The organism is Nonomuraea sp. NPDC047529 (genome assembly GCF_040642995.1).
Classification (GTDB): Bacteria; Actinomycetota; Actinomycetes; order Streptosporangiales; family Streptosporangiaceae; genus Nonomuraea.
The window spans coordinates 70867-91663 of record NZ_JBEYTJ010000016.1 but is presented as its reverse complement, the minus strand read 5'-3'; the positions used below and the strand labels follow the sequence as shown (position 1 = coordinate 91663).

Genomic DNA, 20797 nt, shown 5'->3' with positions numbered 1-20797 from the left:
GCGTGACGGGTGCCCTTCACCCCCTCGTCCCTTCTCCGGCGGGTGGTCGCGGTCCACCCGCTGCTGCTCGACGGCGCGGCGGCCCTCACGCTGGTCGTCGGCACCTGGCTGTGGGAGGTGTTCGAGCCGGGCCGGGGCCGGCCCGGCGACGGCCTGTCGATGGGCCTGACCCTGCTGGTCAACGCGCCGCTGGCGCTGCGCAGGGTGGCGCCGGTGCCGGTGCTGCTGGTGTCGGTGGGCGCGTCGCTGGTCTACCACGTGCTCGGCTACCACCACGGGCTCAACAGCATCGGCCCGCTGGTGGCCCTCTACTCCGTCGCCGCGCACCGGTCGTGGGCCTGGTGCGTGGCCGGCTCGGTGCTGGTCGTCACCGAGTGGACGTACGCCTCGGGGCAGCAGCCCGGCCTGGCGATGTGGTCGGCTCTGGCGCAGTCGGTCCTGGTGGCGGCGTGCGGGGTGGGCGCGGGGGCCAGCGTACGGCTGCTGTCGGAGCGCACCGCGCAGCTGGCCGACCTCGCCGCGCAGCTCCGCGCCGAGCAGGGGGCCACCGCCCGGCGGGCCGTCACCCGCGAGCGGGTGCGCATCGCCCGCGAGCTGCACGACGTCGTCGCCCACCACATGTCGGTCATCTCCGTACAGGCCGGGCTGGGGCGTTACGTCGCGCTGAGCGACCCGGCCACGGCCCACGCCACGCTGGGGGTCATCGCCGACACCAGCCACGAGGCGCTGACCGAGATGCGCCGGCTGCTGTCGATCCTGCGCATAGAGGCCCACGACGACGACGAGGGCCTCTACGCCACCGCGCCGGGCCTGCTCGCCCTCGATCCGCTGGTCGAACGCATGCGCGCGGCGGGCGTCGGCACCGAGCTCACCGTCGAGGGCCGCGCCCGGCCGCTGCCGCCCGGCCTCGACCTGTGCGCGTACCGCATCGTCCAGGAGTCGCTGACGAACGTCCTCAAGCACGCCGACCCCGGCCGGGTCGAGATCCGCATCGGCTACGGTCCGGCCACGCTGACGTTGCGTGTCAGCAACGACGGCGCCGCCGTCGAGGCCGGGGGCCGGGGTTCCGGTGGCCACGGGTTGATCGGCATGACTGAACGTGTCAGGCTCTACCAGGGTTCGATCACCGCCGGGCCGCTGCCCGAGGGCGGGTTCGAGGTGCTGGCGACCTTCCCGCTCCCCACACCCGGTGAGGGCGATCGGCCGCCGTGACGACCGTGAGGCAGGTGCGAGATCAAGGTTCTCGTGGTCGACGACCAGGTGCTCATCCGCGCCGGTCTGGCCGCGCTCCTGCGCGCCGCGGGCCTGGAGGTGGTGGGCGAGGCCGCCGACGGCGAGGAGGCCGTGCGCCTGGCCGCCACGCTCAGGCCCGACGTGATCCTCATGGACATCAGGATGCCGGGCATCAACGGCCTGACCGCGACCGAGCGCATCCTGGCCGCCGCGCACGACCCGCGGCCCAAGGTGCTCATCCTGACCACGTTCGACCTCGACGAGTACGTCTACAACGCGCTGCGCCTGGGCGCCGGCGGCTTCCTGCTCAAGGACACGCCGCCCGAACGCCTGATCGCCGCCATCCACACGGTCGCGGCGGGCGACATCCTGCTGGCCCCGGCCGCGACCAGGCGCCTGATCGAGGCGTTCACCGAACCGCCCGCCCCGCTGCCCTCCCCCTCCCTCGACCGGCTCACCGGACGCGAGACGGAGGTGCTGCGGCTGGTCGGGCACGCATTATCGAACAAGGAGATCGCCGAACGGCTGTCGGTGAGCGAGGGCACGGTCAAGACGCACCTCAACCGGCTGATGGCCAAACTCGGGCTGAGCAGCCGCGCGCAGGTGGTAGTGGTGTCGTACGACTCCGGCCTCGTCCGTCCCGGGCAGTCCTCGCCCCGCCGGACGACCCCCGAGGCCCAGGGGCCGGCGGATCGCACGGACGGCCGGTAGGTTGCGGACCGCGACAGGACGCGCCGCCGGTCTTGCGGCCGAGGCCGGGGTTGTGGACCCTTGGACGGTGGCCGACAGCGTCGACGCGGTGTGCGATCACCCGTACCGGAGTTCCTGGATCCACCGCATGGCCAGACCGAGCCCGGTGGTGTCCGCGTCCACCGACGCGATCCCGAGGAAGGATCGCCTGGAGTGGTGGGCGCACCTCGCCGCGCACGAGGTCGTGCCCACCGCGCTGTCCAGCGAGCACGCCGACGACTTCCACGGCCGGGTGCAGTCCATCGACCTGTCGCAGGTGCGGGTGGGCGACTTCACGATGTCGCCGCTGAAGGGCCGGCGCACCCCGGCCCACATCAGCCGGCACGATCCCGAGGGCTATGAGCTCTTCCTGCTGCACGGCAACGCCAACCGGCTGCGGCAGCGGGGCAACGAATCCCTGTTGCAGGCCGGCGACATGTCCTTGTTCGACACTTCCTCGCCGTACGTGACCGAGTTCCTCGACGGTGACCGGCCGACCCGGGTGACGCTCCTGTTCCTGCCACGCGAGGCGCTGCCGCTGACCCGCGGCCAGCTGGAGCCGTTGCTGGCCACCAGGCTCCGGGCGGCCACCGGCTCAGGGGCGCTGCTGGCCCGCTACCTCACCGGCCTGCTCGAACACGCGAGCGGCTGCCACCCCGCCGAGCTGCCCCGCCTCGGCACCATCGGCGTCGACCTGGCCGCCGCCTTCCTGGCCGGACGCCTCGACGCCGGCCGCCAGCTGCCGGCCGAGAGCCGGCACCGGATGCTGGCCGCGCGGATCGACGCCTTCATCGACCAGCATCTCGGCGATCCCGACCTGGGGCCGTCGAGCATCGCCGCGCACCACCACATCTCCGTACGCACCCTGCACGCGCTGTTCGAGCAGCGGCACGAGACCGTCGGCGCCACCGTTCGCCGGCGCCGGCTCGAACGTTGTCACGCCGACCTGGCCGACCCGCGGCTGCGGGACCTTCCGATCGGCGAGATCGGCATGCGCTGGGGCTTCAGGAACGGCGCCGAGTTCAGCCGCGCGTTCCGCACCGCCTACGACCTCAGCCCGCGGGACCACCGCCGCCGGTCGCTGGCGGGCCACGACGACCACGACGGCCGGCCCGCCGGGGAAGCTCAGCGGTCGGCGAGCTCGCGGTAGGTGTCCCGGACGACCATCAGGCGGTCGCGGCGGAACCGGGGAGGCTCGGCGGCGCGCACCTCCCGCCCGCGGGCGGACCAGAAGGCCTCCGCGGGGACGTCGTCCTGCCCCTCGGGGATGAACTTGAGCACCTCGTCCATGGCCGAACGAGCCATGGAGAGCGCCCGGCGAGCGTCCTCCGGATCGTCGGGGACGTTACCGGCCGTGAGGTCGGCCAGCCACATCCACTCCCCGGCGTCGAGCAGCTCGGACGGCTCCGCGCCGCCGAACGTCGGCCAGCCGACCGGCATGACCTCGCGCCTGGGCAGTGAGAACAGGTACTCCCGCGCCGCGCCGCAGTCGTCGCAGGCACCCGACCAGCACGTGGCCAGCGAGCCTTCGACGCTGACCACGCCGCTGTCCCACTCGGTCTCCACCGAGCCGCACCGGCAGGGATTCAGGTCGAGGTACACGAGAGCCTCGTCGCGGGTGCGGGCAATCGGCCGATCCGTCACACGGGCAACCTACAGGGAACGCGGATCAACCCACTAGGGTGTCGCCATGCAGGCACCGACCGCGTTCGAGGAGCGGCTCAAGGAGGCGCACGACCGGCAGGACCTGTCCACCTGTCTCGCGCTGCTGCGGTACGCCGACTTCGCCTGCCCGGTCGGCGACGCCGCCGCCAGAGGTGACGAGCAGGTCGCCTGGCCGACGTTCGCGGGGGCCGATCGTGTGTGGGTGGCGGTGTACACGTCGGAGGAGGCGATGCGGGAGGCCACGGGTGGCGCCGTCCGGCACTGCCGGGTGCTGTCGCTGGTCGAGCTCGCGGCGGGCTGGCCCGACCCCCGCTGGGGGCTGGCGGTCAACCCGGGGCTCGAACCGTCGTTCCTGCTGGAGCCGGGCACGGTCGCGCGGCTGGCGGTGCCCACGCTGGAGCAGGACCTGGTCGCCGAGCCCGGCCACGGCGTCCCGATCGTGCAGAAGCTGCTGGAGGTGGCGCAGATCCAGGAGTTGCTGGACAGCGAACGGCCGCGCGTGTCCGGCTACTGCCACCACGCGCTCGACGTCGAGCACATCGCGACTCCGTCCGTGCTCGCCGACGCGCTGCTCCAGGACGACGCCCTCACCGCCGAGGGCGCGGTCAACCTGCTGCGCTGGCCGGCGGTCGGGGTGGAGCTCTACCGCACCCCGTACGGCGGGGTCGACGAGAGGGGCCGGACGGCGATGGCCGGCTGGGTGGTCGAGGAGCCGCCGTTCGTCGGCACGGGCCTGGTGCCGAACCCCGCCGAGACCATCAGGGAGTACAAGATCGACGGCATCGGCCTGCCGCACGGCGCCGAGATCGTGGAGCTGGCCGCCGACGGCAGGGAACGCACGCGGGCGCGGTACGACGCCGACCGCTGCCGGTGGCTGATGGTGGAGGACGAATGAACCCCGGCTCCTACCGCGTCCGCTGGGCGGGCGCCGACCACGAGGCGTCGCCGGACCTCGTCGACGGCGTGCTCTTCATGCGTCTGTACGCCCCGGAGCCCGCCGACGGCTTCGAGGAGGTGGCGCCTGGCCGGTACGTACGCGCGGTCCCGGCGGCCGACTGCGCGGCGATCTGGCACCTGACCGTCGTCTGCGAGTGGCGTGGCGCCCCCTTCCTGGTCCGCGCGGCGCGCCAGGAGGAGTTGCTCATCGAGTACCTGGGCGCGAACGCGCCGCACGCCGCGGAGCTCGGCCTGGAACGCGTCGAGCGCGGAGTGCACCGTGCCTGGGTGCTGCGGGACGAGGTGTCGGCGCTCAGCGAGAAGGCTGTGGCACTTGTCGGCATCTGATGAACAACAAGGCTGTTGATCTCTTTCAGGCCAGATGATGTTGTTGTTATATTCACCCCAGTTAGGGGGTGGGCCTGATGGAAGACGCGGACGTGGTTGGCCTCCAGGCCTACGCCGACGAGTTACGCGAGACCTTCATGCGCATGCAACGCGAGGCGAGCGATCTCAACGCCAAGGCCCAGGCCATCCGGGTCACCGAGAAGTCCGACGACGGGCTCGTCTCGGCCACGGTGAGCGTCCGCGGCGAGCTGATCAGGCTCGATCTCGACCCCCGGCTGTACCGCCGGCCCAACGCCAGGGGGCTGGCCGACTCGATCACCGACACCATCCGGCGGGCCACCGCCAAGGCCCTGGAGGAGCTGGTCGAGCTCTTCGAGCCCGTGGTGCCGCCCGAGCAGTTGCGCGCCCATCTGGAGGGCGACCTGGAGGCCGTGCTCGATCAGTTCTCCGGCCCGCTGCCGGGAGAGAGACGCCGCCGATGAGCGCCGACGACCGGGCGGACGTGCACATCCGCGAACCGATCAGCAACAGCCTGAACCAGTGGGACGCCATGGCGACCGACCTGAGCACCGCCTGGCCGGCCATCGCGGCGCGGATCCGGGCGTTGAACGCCGCCCACCCCCAGGGCGACGGGCCGGACGGCCAGTCCTTCAGCAAGCAGTACCTGGCGGGCGGGGGTCCCGAGAGATTCCTGCGCGACACCGATGACCTGATCAAAGAGATCTCCGGCTCCGGGCCGCTGCTGCGCGCGACGGTCTCCAACACCCTCACCACCGAGCAGGCGATCGACGTGGGCCTGTCGAACGCCTACCGAAAAGCATGATGGCGGGCAAAGGCGACGTCACCACCGCGACCGACGAGGCCCGGAAGCCGGCGGGCGGCACCGGCGCGTTCGACGGCGGGATCGCCACCAAGGACGTGGAGCCCGTCTGGCAGACGGAGGCGCTGCCCGGCTGGGTGGTCCACCACCTGGTCCCCCTGCTGACGGCGGGCCAGAGCTGGCCGGAGGGCAGCGAGAGCAAGCTCTGGGAGTTACGCGTCGAGTACGTCAAGCTGATGAACCTGCTCATCAGCACCCTGGACCCGACCTCCGCCACGGTCCAGACGTTGAACGGCAGCCTCCAGTCGCCCGCCAAGCCGGCCATCTTCAAGCGGCTCGCCAAGCTCTACGACGACAAGGCCGGCGTGGTCGCCAAGGCCCAGGAGTCCTTCTCCTACGCGAAGATGGTCGACAACTTCGCCCGCGAGACCCAGTACACCAAGCTGTCGATCAACGTCGCCTTCTGGATCGCGGTGATCGCCGCGTTCATCGCCCTGATCGCCGCCGGCTTCTTCCCGCTGGCCAGCCTCATGCTGCGCAGCGTGGGCGCGGCGGGCGGGTCCAGGATCGCCCTGATCATGGAACGGCTGGCGCTGGTGGCGGCCAGGTCGGGCCCGGTCGCCGCGAGCGGCCAGATCTCCAAGCTCGCCGGAGCCGGCGCGGGCCGCTTCTTCAACGCGGCGCTGGCGGCCGAGCTGTTCGAGGAGATCTCCGAAGAGCTCGTCATCGACCTCACCACCCAGTACCAGCAGATCAGGATGGGCACCCGCGACTCGCTGGACTGGAAGAAGGTCAAGGCGGCGGCGATCGGCGCGGGCGCCGGCGCGATCGCGGGCACCAAGCTCGGCGATCCGATGTCGCGCTTCGCCAACGACCTGCCCGGCATCTCGCGGCTGAACCGGATCGCGGGCGACAACCGCGGCGTCGGCAACGCGTTCCTGCGCTTCCCCGGACGCGCGCTGAACACCGGCCTGAACAACATGGTCGCCTCGCCCGCCGGCAGCATCGTCGCCAACTACGCCGTCTACGACCAGTTCGCGCTGCCGGGCGCGGAGGGCTTCTACGGCGGCTTCCTCGGCGGCGCGGGACGTACGAACACCCTCAGCCCGACCAACCTGGAGGTCCTGCACGCGGCCGTCACCCCGGTGACCTCGCTGAGCGGCGTGTTCAACGAGGCGATGGCGGCCCAGCGGAACGCGTCCACCATCACGACGGCTCCCGGCCTCGGGGACCTCTCCTCCGTCCCCGGCCCTCAGACCGGTTCGCCCGACGCCGGCGGGAGCCCGGTGTTGCCGCAGGGCGACCTCTCCGGCGGGGGCAGGCGGGACCGTACGAGCACGGTCACCGAACCGGCGGCGCCCCAGCAGCCCGCACCGAAGGCAGCCCGAGCCGTCCAGACGCCGGACGCCGCCCCGGACACGCCGCAGGCCCCCCGCCCCCAGCACACCAACGACACCAAACCCCGCCAGGACGCCCCCACCCCTCAAGTTCAATCCCAACCGCAGGCCCAGCCGCAGGACCAGCAGGACCGATCGCAGGACCCGCGCCCAGACGCGCGACCGGCGTCCCAGCCGGCCGCGCAGGACGCCTCCCCCGCCGCCGATCAGCAGGCCGCGCCCACGACGGACCAGGCGCCCGCCGAAACGCCGCACACCTCCCCCGGCTCGGACACCGCCGCCTCCCAGACGCCGGCCACCACCCCGGACACGACCACCACCCCGGACACGACCCCCGCTCCGGACACGACCACCACCCCGGACACGACACCCGCTCCCGACCGGACCAGCGGCACCTCCGACACGTCCGGCGCCCCGGCCGAGAACACCACCCCGGCCGAGAACACCACCCAGGACAGCACCGGCACCCCCGAGACCGCGCGGACCGGGGGCCCGCAGAGCGTCGGGGAGCCCCGTACCGCCGAACCCGCTCCGGTCCCGCAGGACACCGGCACCCTCACCACGGCCGAGACGGCGGCCGCCCCCGGCCCCACCCCGCAGACCCAGGCTGACCCCACCCCCGCACCCGCCCAGCAGCCCGCCACCCCCGGCCCCTCCCTGGTCACCAGGCTGATCGGCGCCGTCCGCCGTACCAGGGACGCCCATGCCCTCGTGAGCGGGCGTCCCGTCAAGCGCACCAGGTTCGTCGCGAACGGCCGCGAAAGCGGCGTGCCGGCGCTCACGGTGGCGGAGGCCAGGGCGGCGTTCGAGGTCGAGGTCCTCGCCTCCGACCTCGGACCTGAGGTCACCGGCATGCGCTGGACCGCCGCCGACACGCTCGTGGTCGAGGTCACCGGTCTCCCCGACCAGCGGTTCACCTTCACGGTGGGCCGCGTCACCCGCAGCCGGCTGGGCCGGACCGTGCTGTACGCGAACGGCGAGAACAGGGTGCGGCTGGCACCTGGCGTGGCCCCCGACCAGGTCGCCAGGCTGGTCCTGCACGAGATCGCCGACACGTTGCACGCCAGGAACCAGCCGCGCCAGGGCCTGATGCGCCGCCTGATCACCCAGCCGAACGAGCGCGACGAGTGTCTCACCGCCCGCCGTCGCGAGCTGGTGTTCCTGACCCGCCGGATCGGCGAGACGAGCGGCATCGAACGGTCCGTCATGGAGGCGGAGCGGGACGCCGTACGCAGGATTCTGGAGGCTCACGGCGAGCTGGAAGTGGGCGAGTCGCGACCGGCGCCGGCCCGTCAGTCGACGAACGACCTGATCGACCTGCTGATCCGCCACGACCAGGCCGTCGCCCAGCTCGAACAGGATCTCGACCAGGTGCTGGCGCAGCAGATCGACCGGCTCCTGCGCGTGGAGTCCGACCTCCGGCTCCTGGCGATGACGGTCACCGACATGGGCACCTCCTCGCTGCTGACGGCGGCGTCCCAGGCGAGGGCCGCGTACGAGAGCGCCCAGTCGCTCGTGCACACCGCGGGCGCTCCCGGCAGGAAGGGCACCGAGTTCGCCAGGGCGCTGCACGCGGCCCACCAGCTCCGCCTGCGGTACGAGGAGCAGGCCGACCCGGCCGTCTTCGTTCCCGCGCTGCCCCAGGCCGCCGAACCGGACGTGCTCGGCGCCCACATCGCCGCGCTGCGGGCGGCCGCCGACGAGCTCACCAGCCCGGCGCGACGTTCACCGGGCACGGCGGCGGAACGCCGGAGCGCGGCCGACTCGGCCGTACGGGCCGCCGAGACGTACCAGTTGCTCCTCGACGAGACGGTTCAGGCGCGGCGCATCCTGATCGCCCCGCCGCACGAGCTCGCCTCGCAGCTGCTCCGCCTGGGCGCCACCCACGAGGGGTACTACCGTAAGCTCACGACGCCGGACCTGCTGACGAACACGCGCGACGCCCAGGCCATCGACGCCACGCTCGGCGACCTCCTCCAGCGCGTGTCGGACCGGCGGGCCGCCGCCACGGCGCTGCGTACCACCATCGAGGGGTTCGACGGGGTCGTCAGGGCGCAGCGCGCGGCGGTACGCGCCTACAACCAGGCGGCGAGCACGCCGTACGTGCTCGCCGCGGAGGCCCTGGCCGCGCGGGACCTGGAGGGCGCACGGAGGTGGCGGGCCATCGCGGCGGAGCTCGCCCGGCTCGGCGCGCTGCACGAGGCGGCCGAAGGCCTGGCGATCGCCGCCCGCGACGCCCACGAGGTGCTCGCCGACTTGCTGAAGGGCGTGGCCTCGGGAGAGCCGGTCGACCACGCCGCGCTGAACGCCGCCGCGCGAGCGGCCGCCACGGCCATGGAGGCGTACCAGGATGCGGTAGCCGCGCTGCCGCCCGCGACACCGCCCGCCCTCTCGGTGCCCGAGCCCCCGCCCACCGCGCTGTCGGAGCTGAGGGCGGAGGTCGAAGCGGAGGAGAGGAGGCTGGAGGCCGCCTGGGCGCACAACCTCGAACTCAGCAGCCGTCACCGGCACCATGCCGAAGAGTCCTGGGATAAGGCTCGGGAGGCCTGGAATCACGCTTTCCAGCACGGCCTGGACGAGGACGACGGCGCTCCCGAGCGCGCGCGTCGGCAGGTGCTGGCCGCCGAGCAGGCGGAGTCCGCCGCCAGGTACCACACGCGGGCAGCCGAGCGGTACGCGGCCGCCGCGATCGCCGCGAACCAGGCACTTGACGCCACCGACGCGACACTGACCGCCCTGAACAGGGTGAACAGGCCGGACAAGCCCAGAACGCTCCAGGTCGAAGTCGCCCTCCAGGAGATGCGGAGCCGATCGGACGCCTACGACTCGGCACACCGGGAGGCACTGCCGCCGCCGCACGCCCTGCTGGCCGCCTACACCGCCGGCCCGATCGCCAACCTGGCCCCGCTGACCGAGCTGGTCAACAAGCTGCTCACGGACCAGGGCCTGTCCGCACGCTTCTCCCAGGAGGAGCTGAGGCGGGCGATCCGCCAGGCCTTCCAGACCGCGCTCGCGCCGGACGGCCTGCTGCTGCGCCTGAACGGGACCGCGGGCGCGGAACTGCGGATCCGGTTGACGCTTGACGACCTCATGGAGGTGGTGAAGCCGGCCGCATCCCACTCCGAGACCATGCTCGGACAACTGCCGCAGGGTGGCGGCAGGGCATCCGCCACCGGCCGCCGCTCCAGGGGGTTGACCTTCGACCGGGACATAATGGACCTGGGCCGGCATTGGATGCGGAGTACGCCCTGGGAGACCCTCCACCACATCGCCGACCACGGTGTCATGAGGCTCAAGTGGAGCAGGAGCGGCGCTCACTCCGTCTCCACCTCGGCTCAGGACAACTGGCTGGGCGGCAACGTCGAGGACAATCGCGGCACGGCCACCATGTTCACCGCCAGGGCGAGCTGGAGCGTGGAACTGCGCACCGCGTCCGGCACCCCGGTGACCGCCTCACCGCCCGCCGGGGAGACCACGCGTCAGAGCCTGTGGCTCTCGCACGCCTATCTCCTCGATCCCAGTGACCAGCCCCTCCAGCTTCCCGAGGCCGACCGGCGGCGCTCCCCCTTCCCCGAGCACGTCGTCGTCAGCATGACCGGCCTGCTCGATCTGGCCGAGCGGGTGACCGGGCGGCTGCCGAAGGTCATGCGCAGCCCCGTCGCCCGCGACCAGGTCGTCACGGCGATCACCGAGGACCTGCCCGGCAACCTCGGCACGGCCGTCAACGATCCGGCGGGGCTGCGCCGGACCATCATCGTGAACGGCCGGATCCACGGCGTGATGACGATGCGCACGACCGTGTTCCCCGGGGACACACGTGTCGGCGGCCCCAGCACCAAGCACCACCAGGAACGGCTGCGCGTCGGATCCTCCCACGCGGGCCAGAGCCATTCCGACAGCCACGACACGGCCCTCGGGGGTGCCGTGGGGTGGACCTCGCAGACGGCCGACCAGACCGGTCAGCACCACCCTGCATGGGAAGCCACCCTCCGCGGCGATGTGGACAGAGCGGCATCCGCGTCCACCGGCGTGACCGGCGTGGCCATCCATCCGAGCGTGCATCGATGGGCGGGTGAGACCCAGGGCTACCTGCTGAACATGGTGCACACGGTGACGATCCAGATGGACGGTCAGGACCCGGTCACCCTCGTCTCCGACCCGAGCACCGGACTGTTCCGCATCCCCGAACCGGACGCCTACCGCTACGGCCTGCCGGTCGACCCGGCAGCGGAGATCGGGCGCGACGCGGACGGCAACGTCGTGCTCAGAGGCGATCCCGCCAAGGTCGATCCGCCCGGCAGAGTCGGCGCGCTGCCCACCTGGTACGGGACGGGCGAGAACCAGACGCGCGGCGCGGGCCCGGCGCTGGTTCAGCGGATCACCGGCATGGACTCGGTCCGGGAACAGGTCGAGAAGTATCTGCGCCGCGAAGGCGTGTTGCCGAAGCTCAGGAACGGCGTCCCCCACTACTCCCTCGACGCCTCGGTCAGGGCGAGTCAGATGGCCAACGAGCAACTGGTCGCCGAGCAGTTCTCCGCCGAACGCCTGGAGACCGGCTACGACCAGGCAGCCCAGGCGGGCCTGATCGTCAACCTGGTCCACCACAGCCCCCTCGGCCCGGCCGAGCACTACACCCTGCGGATCAGCCTGAGGCAGGACTTCGGCAACGCCGTCTACGAGGGGGTGACCGGCGCCGAGCCGGTGGTGAACCTGGACATCGGCTCCGACACCTACACCTCGTCCCGGAACCTGACCGGGTCGTGGGGAGCGGGACTGGGAAGCGGCCTTTCCCTGAAGGACGACCCCGGCCTCGATCTCGGGGGATCCAACCTCTCCGCCGGCCTCGGCCGGAACCGCCAGGTGGAGCTCACGACGGGCAGCACCGTCAACCAGGTGAAACTCCTGGAGGGCACCGGGCAGAGCGCGGTCTTCCGCATCCCGCACGTCGTCCAGGTCGAGCGGCTGACCGGGGCGAACCCCGTACCGATCGTGACGGAGGGACGGGCCGGGGACGCGCGGATCGTGCTCCCCTCCGACCTGCTCCCGCTCGCGCTGTCGTCCGACGGGCACCCGCGTCCGCCGGGGCCGCGGCACCGCACCTCGACGTCGGTGCTCCGGCGGGCCACCGTCGCCCACCTCGACGTCGGCGACATCGCGACGACCGTCGCGCATCTCGACGGTTCGCTCGACCGCGGCTCGCCCGCGTTCCAGCACCTCGCGGCGTTCTTCAACGTACGCAGCCTGGTCAGCCACCCCGAGGTGTTCACCACCGGCCACCGGACCGGGGTGGACCGCCAGACGGCGAAGGGGACGGCGCGGCACCAGCCGGTCAGCCTCCGCCTGACGCAGGGCCAGTCGCGCTTCCTGTCCGCCACCGACATCCTGGTCGGCGACATCAACCTCACCCTCAGCTCCCAGAGCAGCACCACCCGGATCTCCAGACCGCGGGACGTCGAGGGATCCATGGGAGTGCCGGCGCCCGGTGAGCGGGCGGAGGAGGGGAGCGGCACCACCTCATGGGGGCGTACGACCTCCAACGAGCGGAAGCTGATCTCCGGCCCCGAGCGACTGACCATCGACACGGGCAGGCACTACGCCTTCGTGATGGACGTCGCCGCGGAAGTGACCGTGGGTTCCGGCATCGGCGCGAAGACGGTCACGCGGAACGACGGCACCGCCGTCTACCTGGTCGCCGAACGTGACGCGCTCGACCTGTACGCCAACGAAGAGGTGGAGCTGCCGCTGCACCAGCTCGCCGACGCGGCCGAACGGGTGATGAACGGCGACCTGAAGCTCGGCCGCCGGGTGGCGGTCAGGTTCATCACCCGGTACCTGCAGGACCTGGAAAGCGCGAGGACCGCCCATCCGTCGGGTGTCCCGGGCCTGACCACCCTGCCCGGCGTCCCCCTCAGCCGGGGGCACGACACCGGCAGGGCCCTCGCCGCGCTCCTCGAACTGTTCTCCTCCGAGACGCTGGCCGAGATGATGCCGCCGGGGGTTCCGCCGGGCCGGCCCGGCGAGACGGACGCCGAGACCATCGACCGCATGCTGAGCCGGCCGGAGTTCCACCACCACGTCAAGGCGCAACTGGAGGCGGCCGCCCGGCGGCTGGAGAACGGCGAGGTGGCCGCCGTGCTCGCGCCGCCGTACCAGGACGCCATCGGCATGAGCACCGTCAAGGGGGTCAGCCTCCATCCGGAGGACCGGCCGGGCGCCGAGGTCGAGCTGCTGGAAGAGATCAAGGAGGCGGTCGAGGCGGTGGCTCCGGGCGCGCTCGCCCAGGACACCGAACTGTGGCGCGCGCTGTCGGCCGACTTCTCCGGCAACAGCTGGCTGGGCAAGATCGACACTCTGCTCGATCCGGACTCCCCGCCCGCCGAGTACACCGTCAGGGGCGACGGGCTCACGGACACCCTTGAGGTCACCGTACGGGCCGTGCTCGGCGATGACGTCCAGTATCGGGGCGAGGTCTCCGACGTGGGGCAGATCCTCCAGCTCTACACCATGCACGAGGAGAACGTCTCCGAGTCCTCGGCGCTGACCGGCACCTTCGGCGGCAAGGACACGGAAGACGACATGGAGTCGGGTTCCGTGGGCACCGACCGCGGACGCGGCGCCTCGGCCGCGAGCAACCTGCAAGAGACCCGGGTGCAGCGGGCGGCCTCGTTCGAGGGGACCAGGGCGGAGGTGCGGCAGGGCATCAGGCTCGTGGTCGACGTACGGCGGGTGAGGTCCACGTCGCCTGTGGCGGACGCGTCGCTGGTGGCAGAGGTTTCCCGGCGCGTCTCGGGAACCATCGACCGGCTCGTCCCACCCGGCATGGTCGCGCGCGCGGGCACCGCTCCGCAGCCCGCCGTGGCCGATCCGCGCCCCTTCCCCGTGCCCGAGAACTTCATGGTCGAGAGCACGCGGGTGAAGGACCTCGCCAAGGCCGTCGAACGGCACCTGAAGGCGACGACGGGCCGCGACCTCTCCCTCCGGGAGTCCCGTGCGCTCGCCCGGATCCTGACGGGCAGCAACCGGAACGTCAACTTCGAGCTCATGACGGCCGAGGACGGGCTCATGGTGCTCGAAGTGCCGCTGGCGCACCGCAGGGTGGCGCGCGTGCACGTCGGAGCGGTCTTGTCCGAACCCGTGACCATCGCCCAAGGTCACAAGGACTTCGAGATCGGGCAGGTCGACCGCAGGCAGTGGGGTACGTCCGCGAGCGCGGACCGTACCCGGTGGTTTCCGGCCGGGTTCTCCGGCGGGAGCAAGGACATAGGGAGGTGGCTCCCGTTCGGCCTCAAGTTCGGCATGGGCGGGAGCTACCGCAGCCAGGGCGTCGACGGCGCGTCCGTCGGCGGCGGCAACCGCAGGGAGACCAGCGTCTTCGAGAAGGCCGACAGCAGCTCGGTCAGGTTCCGGGTCGACTACACCGTACGCGTCGAGGTCTCGCCGGCCCAGAAATCCGGGCAGAAGCCGCCGCAGGAGGCCGTCCGCGTCGCCACGGGCCACGCCGATGTGATCGTCTTCGACGAGGTCATGCGGGAGCTGGCCGGACAGGCCGAGAACCCGCCGCCGGTCGCCGGCCACGAGGCTCCCGGGCCGGTCGCCCCCGCTGCCGCCGCCCTGCCGGGGCCGGTCGGCTCGGGGACCGGGCGGCCCGTTCGTTCGTACGGGGAGCTCAGGCAGGCGCAAGTGGACGCCCGCGATCGGAACGAGACCGTCCTGGTCACGCTCCGGCCTCCGTACGGGCCGCCCCTGACCTACGTCGCCACCCCCGACGGCCGCCTGACGGCGCAGGGGGACGACGGAGGATTCGGGCGGCGCTTCGCCGGACTGCCGTCCTCCCTGATCGCGGTGGCCGAGCAGCACGGCATGGACCTGCTGGCCCTGCACGAGCGCACCACGCCGAGGACGGACACGAACCCCGCCGCCTCCGTCGACCCCGCCGACCCCGCCGGACGCCCCGAGCGGCAGGCGGAGGCGGATCAGGCCCCCAGCCTCGCCGAGCACCTGAGGAACGAGCTGAGCAGGCGCGGCATCCTGCCGGCCGCGGATCCGGCGGCCTGGCCGGCCAAGAACAAGCCCGACGACGCGGAGAACGGGCCGGGCGGCGCGCCCCGTCACACCCACGCCTCCCCGCTCGACTCCGCGTTCGTCGCCGACGGCCGCCCGGCCGACGAGGGCGACCTCACCGTCGACGAGGCCAGGCAGGCGTTCAACAACGAGCTGCTGCTGGAGGACTTCGGCGGCGTCGCCGGCGCCTGGCGGGTGATCTGGGACGGCGGCGACACCCTCGTCCTGGACTCCGCCCTGCTCGGACAGGTGCACTTCAAGTTCCAGGTGGGGCCGGTCGAGGGCGGCTACCTGGGCGAGACCACGGCGACGAACACCGGCGAGCGGGGCGATCCGCACCTGGTGACCCTGGCTCCCCGCGTCGCCTCCGACCAGGTGGCCCGGCTCGTCCTGCACGAGATCAGCGACGTGCTCCAGTTCCGTACGGCAGGCGAGCACACGCACCCGCACACGCCGGGAGAGGCCACGCGCGACGAGTGCGTCACCGCCCGGCGCAACGAGCTGCGCTTCCTGGAACGCAAGCAGCGCGAGGCCCTGGCGGCGGGCGACACCGCGGCCGCGGACCGGCTGGCCGTCGAGATCGCCGCGGTGGAGGCCGACCTCGCCGCGCGCACCGGCCCCTCGCACCCCATCGACGCCCTGATCAACTGGACGGAAGAAACCGACACCCAGGAAGCTTCAGACCCCCGAACCGCCCCGGAGACGGAGTTCCTGGGCATGCCGAGTGATCCGGAGCTGGCGGCTCTGGGTGTCCGGGGCGAGCCGGAGCCCCTCGGCGCGAACGTCTCCAAGGTGATGCTGGCCGACGGCTCCCCCGCCCTTCTCCTTGAGGAGTCCACCCCCCAGAGCAGGAACCTGACCCTGCTGATGACGCAGCTGGCCCACCGCCTGGGCCTGGTCGGCCCCGCCAGGGCGGCCGGCGACCGGCACATCCTGATCGACTGGACACCCACCGCCACCTCCGCCGGCTTCCTCGGCACCCGCGAGGCGGTGCTCGCCGGATACCTCGCCGCCCTGGCCGACATCACGCCGCTGGTCACCAGACCGGCCCTCCACGTGCTTCCGACCAGCCGCCCGCTGCTCGACCTGTTTCTGCGCGAGGACGCCTCCGGCCGCCGCGACTGGGCGAGCAACCCGCTGTCCCCCTCGGACGTGCGGGTGCTGGGAGCCATGCTGGAGACCGCACGCGAGGACTTCGCCCGGATGGGCTTGGAGTCCCACTACGACGAGATCGTGCGACGGCACCAGGGCCTCGCGGGCGGGCCGTTCGCCGGGAACGCGGTCGGCCTGGAGAGCGTGGTGGCCGCCGTGCCTGGGGCCGAGCTGCCCCTCGCCCGTGTCGCGCCGCTCAGTGCCATGGACCAGGGCCCGTCCGCCTCGCTGACGGGCCTGGGCCCGGTTGCCGAGGGCCGGGCCATCAACGCGGCTCGCCGCCTCCGCGTCAACGTCGAGCAGACCGTCAAGCAGGGCGTCCCGTCGGAGCGGGCGTCGGCCCTGGGCGACGTGGTGACGTTCGCCGACGGGTCCCGCGCTCTCAGGATCCCCCTCAGCGACGCCCCGGAGGTCCTCGTCCGCGCGCTGGCCAGACAGGCGCTCGGCCTCGCCGGCCCGGCCCTGCACCTCGACGAGGACGGGTACGTGTGGCGTACGTTCGGCAGCGACGCGCTGCGGGCGAGCGTCGCCACGGGCGTCTCCCGCGTGCTCGACGTGCCGGGGTCACACGGGCGGACGACCGAGGTGGTCTTCGGCGACGGCCGGCGGGCCCTGCGCCACGAGTTCCCGACCCGCGCGGCGGCGGACGAGCACGAGGCCAGGCTGGAGGAGGCGTACGAGGCCGGTGACGGCCTGCCCGGCGCGCATCGGGCCACCCCCTACGTCCTCTACGAGGAGCTCCGCCGGCCGGCGGAACCCACTCCCGAGACGCAGGCCCGCCTGGCCACCCGGGCGCTGTACACCTTCCTCGCCCACGGCGAGCCCTTGGACCACGCGACACTGCGACGGCTGCTCGACGTCAACCCGCTGCTCGTCCTGTTCGGTGAGGCGGGCGACTGGGAGTTCCGGGGCGGCGCCCCGGTCCTGGCCCCCGGTGACGTCGCCCGGGTCACCGCCGCCTTCGAGGCGCTGCGTGACACCTTCGGCGCGCTCTCCCTCGGCGACCGGTACGAGCGCTTGCTGAACATGCTGAGCGAGTTCACCGGCTCCGACGACGCGAGGCTGATCCCGCTGGCGTTCTCCGAGGACCGGACGACCGTCGAGTATCGCGCGCCCGCGTGGCGGCCCGCACCGGGAACGGGCCCGGTCCTGGGCGACCTCCTGCGGAACGATCACCTGGCGCGGGTGATCGCGGAGAACCGGACCGACGTGATCTCCCGGGCCGACGCCGAGCTGGCGGCACGGGCGAGCGCGGAAGGGCACGTGTTCGCCCGGGTTCCCGCCGGCCTGGTTCCCCGGGGCATCCTCGCTGGGGAAGAGTTCACCGTGGACACCTTGATCGACGGTGTCGACGACGCCGGCCATCTGGCCGAGGGCCCCCACGGCACGCGAGTGACCATCCTGGCGTCCGACTACGTACCGGTCGCGGACGTGTCGGGCAAGCCGCATCACGCGCTGTTCAGGTCCGGCGCCCGGTTCACCGTGACGGCGGTGATGACCGCCGACAACGGTGAGGTCCATTACTTCCTCAAGCAGCACCGGGCCCAGGAACGAACGGGACCGGTGGTCACGCCGAGGATCGGGCTCACCGATGAACTGGCCCGGGACATTGCGCACCATCTCCGGCGGAACGCGGTCACCCCGACCGCGGCGGGCCTGCGCGTCCGCAGCGGCCTGGCCGACGGCGCGGCGAAGCGGCACACGGTACGGCCCGTCGAGGGCGCCTTCGTGGTCGAGGGCCGCTACTCCCGGCGGGGGTTGATAGTCGACGACCGGCTCCTGCGGGCCGAGGTGGTCGCGGCGATGCTGCTGTGCTCCCCCGACCTGCCGCAGGACGCCGCGATCATACTGGCCGGCCCCCATGACGGGACGACGGCCTTCGCGCAGGAGCTCGCCTGGTACACCGGACGGGTCGTGCTGGCCGCGGATGGAGCCGTGGAGACCACGTCTCTGGGCAACCTCCATGTCGGGAACGCCGCCCAGCCATCGGCGCAGTTCCGGTTCTTCCTGCCCGGCGACACCTCGGCGGTGGTCGGGGAGCAGCTCAGGGCCTGGCTCGGTCCCGAGCTGGCAGCAATGCCGGAGGATCCGCGGGCCAGTCGTACGGTACGCAAGGGACACGTGCGTCCCGTCCCGCTTCTGGCGGCCGTCAGGCCCGTCGAGTCGCCCGGCCCGGTGTCCGCGCCACCGCTGAGCGCCCGGCACCGGGACCTGATCTCCGAGCATCGCCGCGAGGTCAACGCGGGCATCTGGTATCGCGACGAGAGCTCCGCGGTCATGCCCACGGCCGATCCACGCCTGCTGCGACGTTCCAACGGCGTCATCGACGTCGCGATCGCCGGTGACGGCACCGGTTTCTTCATAGGCCCCGAACGACTCAGCGCGGCCGACCTGGGCACCATGCTCGCCCACGACCCGCGCGTGCTCGCGCAGCCCGACGCGTGGATACGCATCCTGGGCTGCGAGACGGCCCGCGACCCGGCGGTGCTCCAGGAACTGGCCGACCTCACCGGCCGGTCGATCCTGGCCGGCAACGAGATCGTCTACATCGGCGCCGACAGGCAGGCTCACACCGCGACCGTGCAGGGATACGACGCGGACGGGCGGCCGGTCTTCCCGTTCAACGACGACGGCCAGTGGTTGCAGGCCCACCCGTCCAGGAGGGTGACGCCCGCCACGCCCTTCGCCGTCCCGGCGCCGTCGCCCGTCGTCGAACAGCGTCGCCTGCCCCAAAGCGCCGTCGACGAAGCGCTCGCGGCCGATCCGCACGAGTGGGAGTTGTTCGGGGAGCAGGGCAAAGACGGCACCGTGGAGCACCTCACTCTGCGGGACGGCACCAAGATCGTACGGAAGCGGACAGGCATCCCCGAAGCCAGGGCCGAGATCCTCGGGTCACTGGTGGGACGACTCATCGGCGCCACAGTCCCCATCGTCGTCGCGCACCCGACGGACCCACGCACGGTCTTCATGGAGTACATCCACGGCACGCACCCCGCCGTCGGCAGGACGGACACGCGCGCCAAGCGCAACGCGATCCTGCTCGAACTCCTCGACCTGTTGATCCTCAACAACGACCGGCACCTGAACAACCTCTACGACACGGGCTCCGGTCTGGCCGGCGTCGACACCGGACGCGCCTTCATCGTGCCCCGCGTCGATCCCGCACGCGCCGCCTTGGTGACCGGCACCGACACCAGCTCCGTCCCCGCAGTCGGCAAGACTCTCCGCGGCAACTTCGTCGCGACCGGACCCGACAACCGTCCCGTATGGGTCGACAACCCACTGAGCCGGCAGGACGTGGACTTCCTCACCGACGTCATGGTGTCGCTGGCTCCCCATTACCGGGACAGCGGCTTCATTCCCGCCTACGAAGAGGCGCTCAAGAGGCTGTACCACATCGGGATGCACGCCAAGGGCGAGATCTCGCTGCTGGTGCCGCCGGCGCCGGCGCCGGCCCGGGTCCAGAGCCATTTCGGCTGGGACTTCGACGACCACGACGAGGTCGTCGAGGACGTGACCCGGCGGCTGGCGGCCGGCGAGGACGTCGCGTCCGTCGTGCCGTACATGACGCGAGACGCGATGGCCACGGACGTGGCCTTCGGGCTGGAGCTGGAGTTCGCCCACGCGGGCGAGACCATGGACGTCCGGGCCGACGACGTGCGCCTGATGGCCGCCGAGCTCCACCGGGCGGGGCTCGCCGCGAGCCCGGAGGTGTTCGGTCACCACAAGGCCCCCGACTCGATGAGCGGCCGGCCGTACATGGAACGGGAGGCGAACCCGCGTCTCATCGCCGGCGAGTTCGTCTCCGGCATCCTCCGGGACACCGAGCGGACGTGGGCGGAGCTGGCCCGGATCACCGAGATCATCAAGTCCCACGGCGGCGAGATCACCCTGGCGACGGGCGGGCACATCCATGTCGGCGCCCCGGGTCTCGGCACCGACGTGAGGGCCATGCACCGGCTGCTCACGCTCTACTACGGCTACGAGGACATCCTGTTCCGGCTCGGGCAGGACCCCAGGGAGCCCTTCGGCATGCACCGGCCCTACCGGCACTGCGCGCCCAACGAGGTCACCGGCGGCACCGAGCGCTCGACGGAAGAGCTCCGCGAGGTCCACCGCCGCCCCTCCGCACTCAACCTGGCCCATGTCATCGGCACGGCCGACGATCACGTGGAGTTCCGCCACAACGACGGGCACCTGGATCCCTCGTTCATCCAGGCCCGGATCAAGCTCGTCGCCGCCATCGTGGACTACGCGCGCAACGGCGAGGAGCACCTGCCCGCGCGGGAACAACTGGGCACCCACCTCGAACACGACCGGGACCCGCGGCGGGACGCGGCCTCCTTCATCGAGATGGTGAACACCCTGTTCCCCCGCCAGGCCGACAAGGAACAGCTGACCGCCCTGTTCGCGATCACGACATGGCAGCCGGCCTCGGACGACGGACGATGGTGAG

At 72.2% G+C, this 20797-nt stretch carries 9 protein-coding genes; 8 read left to right on the top strand and 1 reads right to left on the bottom strand.

All coding sequences use genetic code 11. The features are described from left to right. The first annotated feature begins 9 nt into the window (after positions 1 to 9). From ABZ815_RS25075 to ABZ815_RS25065, 3 genes are all read left to right on the top strand, one after another. On the top strand, positions 10 to 1212 hold the full coding sequence (locus tag ABZ815_RS25075; protein WP_357701807.1) for a histidine kinase: 1203 nt from the start codon (positions 10 to 12) through the stop codon (positions 1210 to 1212). 33 nt (positions 1213 to 1245) lie between these two features. Further along, positions 1246 to 1944, top strand: coding sequence for a response regulator transcription factor (locus ABZ815_RS25070; RefSeq protein ID WP_357701805.1), 699 nt, complete (start codon positions 1246 to 1248; stop codon positions 1942 to 1944). A 67-nt stretch (positions 1945 to 2011) separates the two neighbouring features. Continuing rightward, positions 2012 to 3112, top strand: coding sequence for a helix-turn-helix domain-containing protein (locus ABZ815_RS25065; RefSeq protein WP_357701803.1), 1101 nt, complete (start codon positions 2012 to 2014; stop codon positions 3110 to 3112). Here the strand turns inward: ABZ815_RS25065 and ABZ815_RS25060 are convergent. Beyond that, positions 3088 to 3606 (bottom strand): hypothetical protein, encoded by a 519-nt coding sequence (locus tag ABZ815_RS25060; RefSeq protein WP_357701801.1) that lies wholly within the window; start codon positions 3604 to 3606, stop codon positions 3088 to 3090. The two genes, ABZ815_RS25065 and ABZ815_RS25060, sit on opposite strands and share 25 nt — an antisense overlap. Positions 3607 to 3652: 46 nt before the next feature. On the opposite strand from ABZ815_RS25060, the gene ABZ815_RS25055 reads away from it, so the two are divergent. The 5 genes from ABZ815_RS25055 (at position 3653) to ABZ815_RS25035 (ending at position 20796) form a co-directional block, all read left to right on the top strand. Next, on the top strand, positions 3653 to 4522 hold the full coding sequence (locus ABZ815_RS25055; protein WP_357701799.1) for an SseB family protein: 870 nt from the start codon (positions 3653 to 3655) through the stop codon (positions 4520 to 4522). Beyond that, positions 4519 to 4911, top strand: coding sequence for a hypothetical protein (locus ABZ815_RS25050; RefSeq protein ID WP_357701796.1), 393 nt, complete (start codon positions 4519 to 4521; stop codon positions 4909 to 4911). Before ABZ815_RS25055 ends, ABZ815_RS25050 begins: the two co-directional genes overlap by 4 nt. A gap of 77 nt (positions 4912 to 4988) precedes the next feature. After that, positions 4989 to 5393 carry a YbaB/EbfC family nucleoid-associated protein gene (locus ABZ815_RS25045; protein ID WP_357701794.1) on the top strand — a complete coding sequence of 135 codons (405 nt, stop codon included), beginning with the start codon at positions 4989 to 4991 and terminating at the stop codon, positions 5391 to 5393. After that, positions 5390 to 5734: a hypothetical protein gene (locus ABZ815_RS25040; RefSeq protein WP_357701792.1), complete on the top strand. Its 345-nt coding sequence runs from the start codon at positions 5390 to 5392 to the stop codon at positions 5732 to 5734. The genes ABZ815_RS25045 and ABZ815_RS25040 overlap by 4 nt, the downstream gene beginning before the upstream one ends. Next, positions 5731 to 20796: a hypothetical protein gene (locus ABZ815_RS25035; RefSeq protein ID WP_357701791.1), complete on the top strand. Its 15066-nt coding sequence runs from the start codon at positions 5731 to 5733 to the stop codon at positions 20794 to 20796. Before ABZ815_RS25040 ends, ABZ815_RS25035 begins: the two co-directional genes overlap by 4 nt. Position 20797: the final 1 nt, after the last annotated feature.

Coding starts and splice junctions, on each gene's coding strand:
- ABZ815_RS25055 (WP_357701799.1), top strand. CDS start 3,653: ATGCAGGCACCGACCGCGTTCGAGGAGCGGCTCAAGGAGGCGCACGAC.
- ABZ815_RS25050 (WP_357701796.1), top strand. CDS start 4,519: ATGAACCCCGGCTCCTACCGCGTCCGCTGGGCGGGCGCCGACCACGAG.
- ABZ815_RS25045 (WP_357701794.1), top strand. CDS start 4,989: ATGGAAGACGCGGACGTGGTTGGCCTCCAGGCCTACGCCGACGAGTTA.
- ABZ815_RS25040 (WP_357701792.1), top strand. CDS start 5,390: ATGAGCGCCGACGACCGGGCGGACGTGCACATCCGCGAACCGATCAGC.
- ABZ815_RS25035 (WP_357701791.1), top strand. CDS start 5,731: ATGATGGCGGGCAAAGGCGACGTCACCACCGCGACCGACGAGGCCCGG.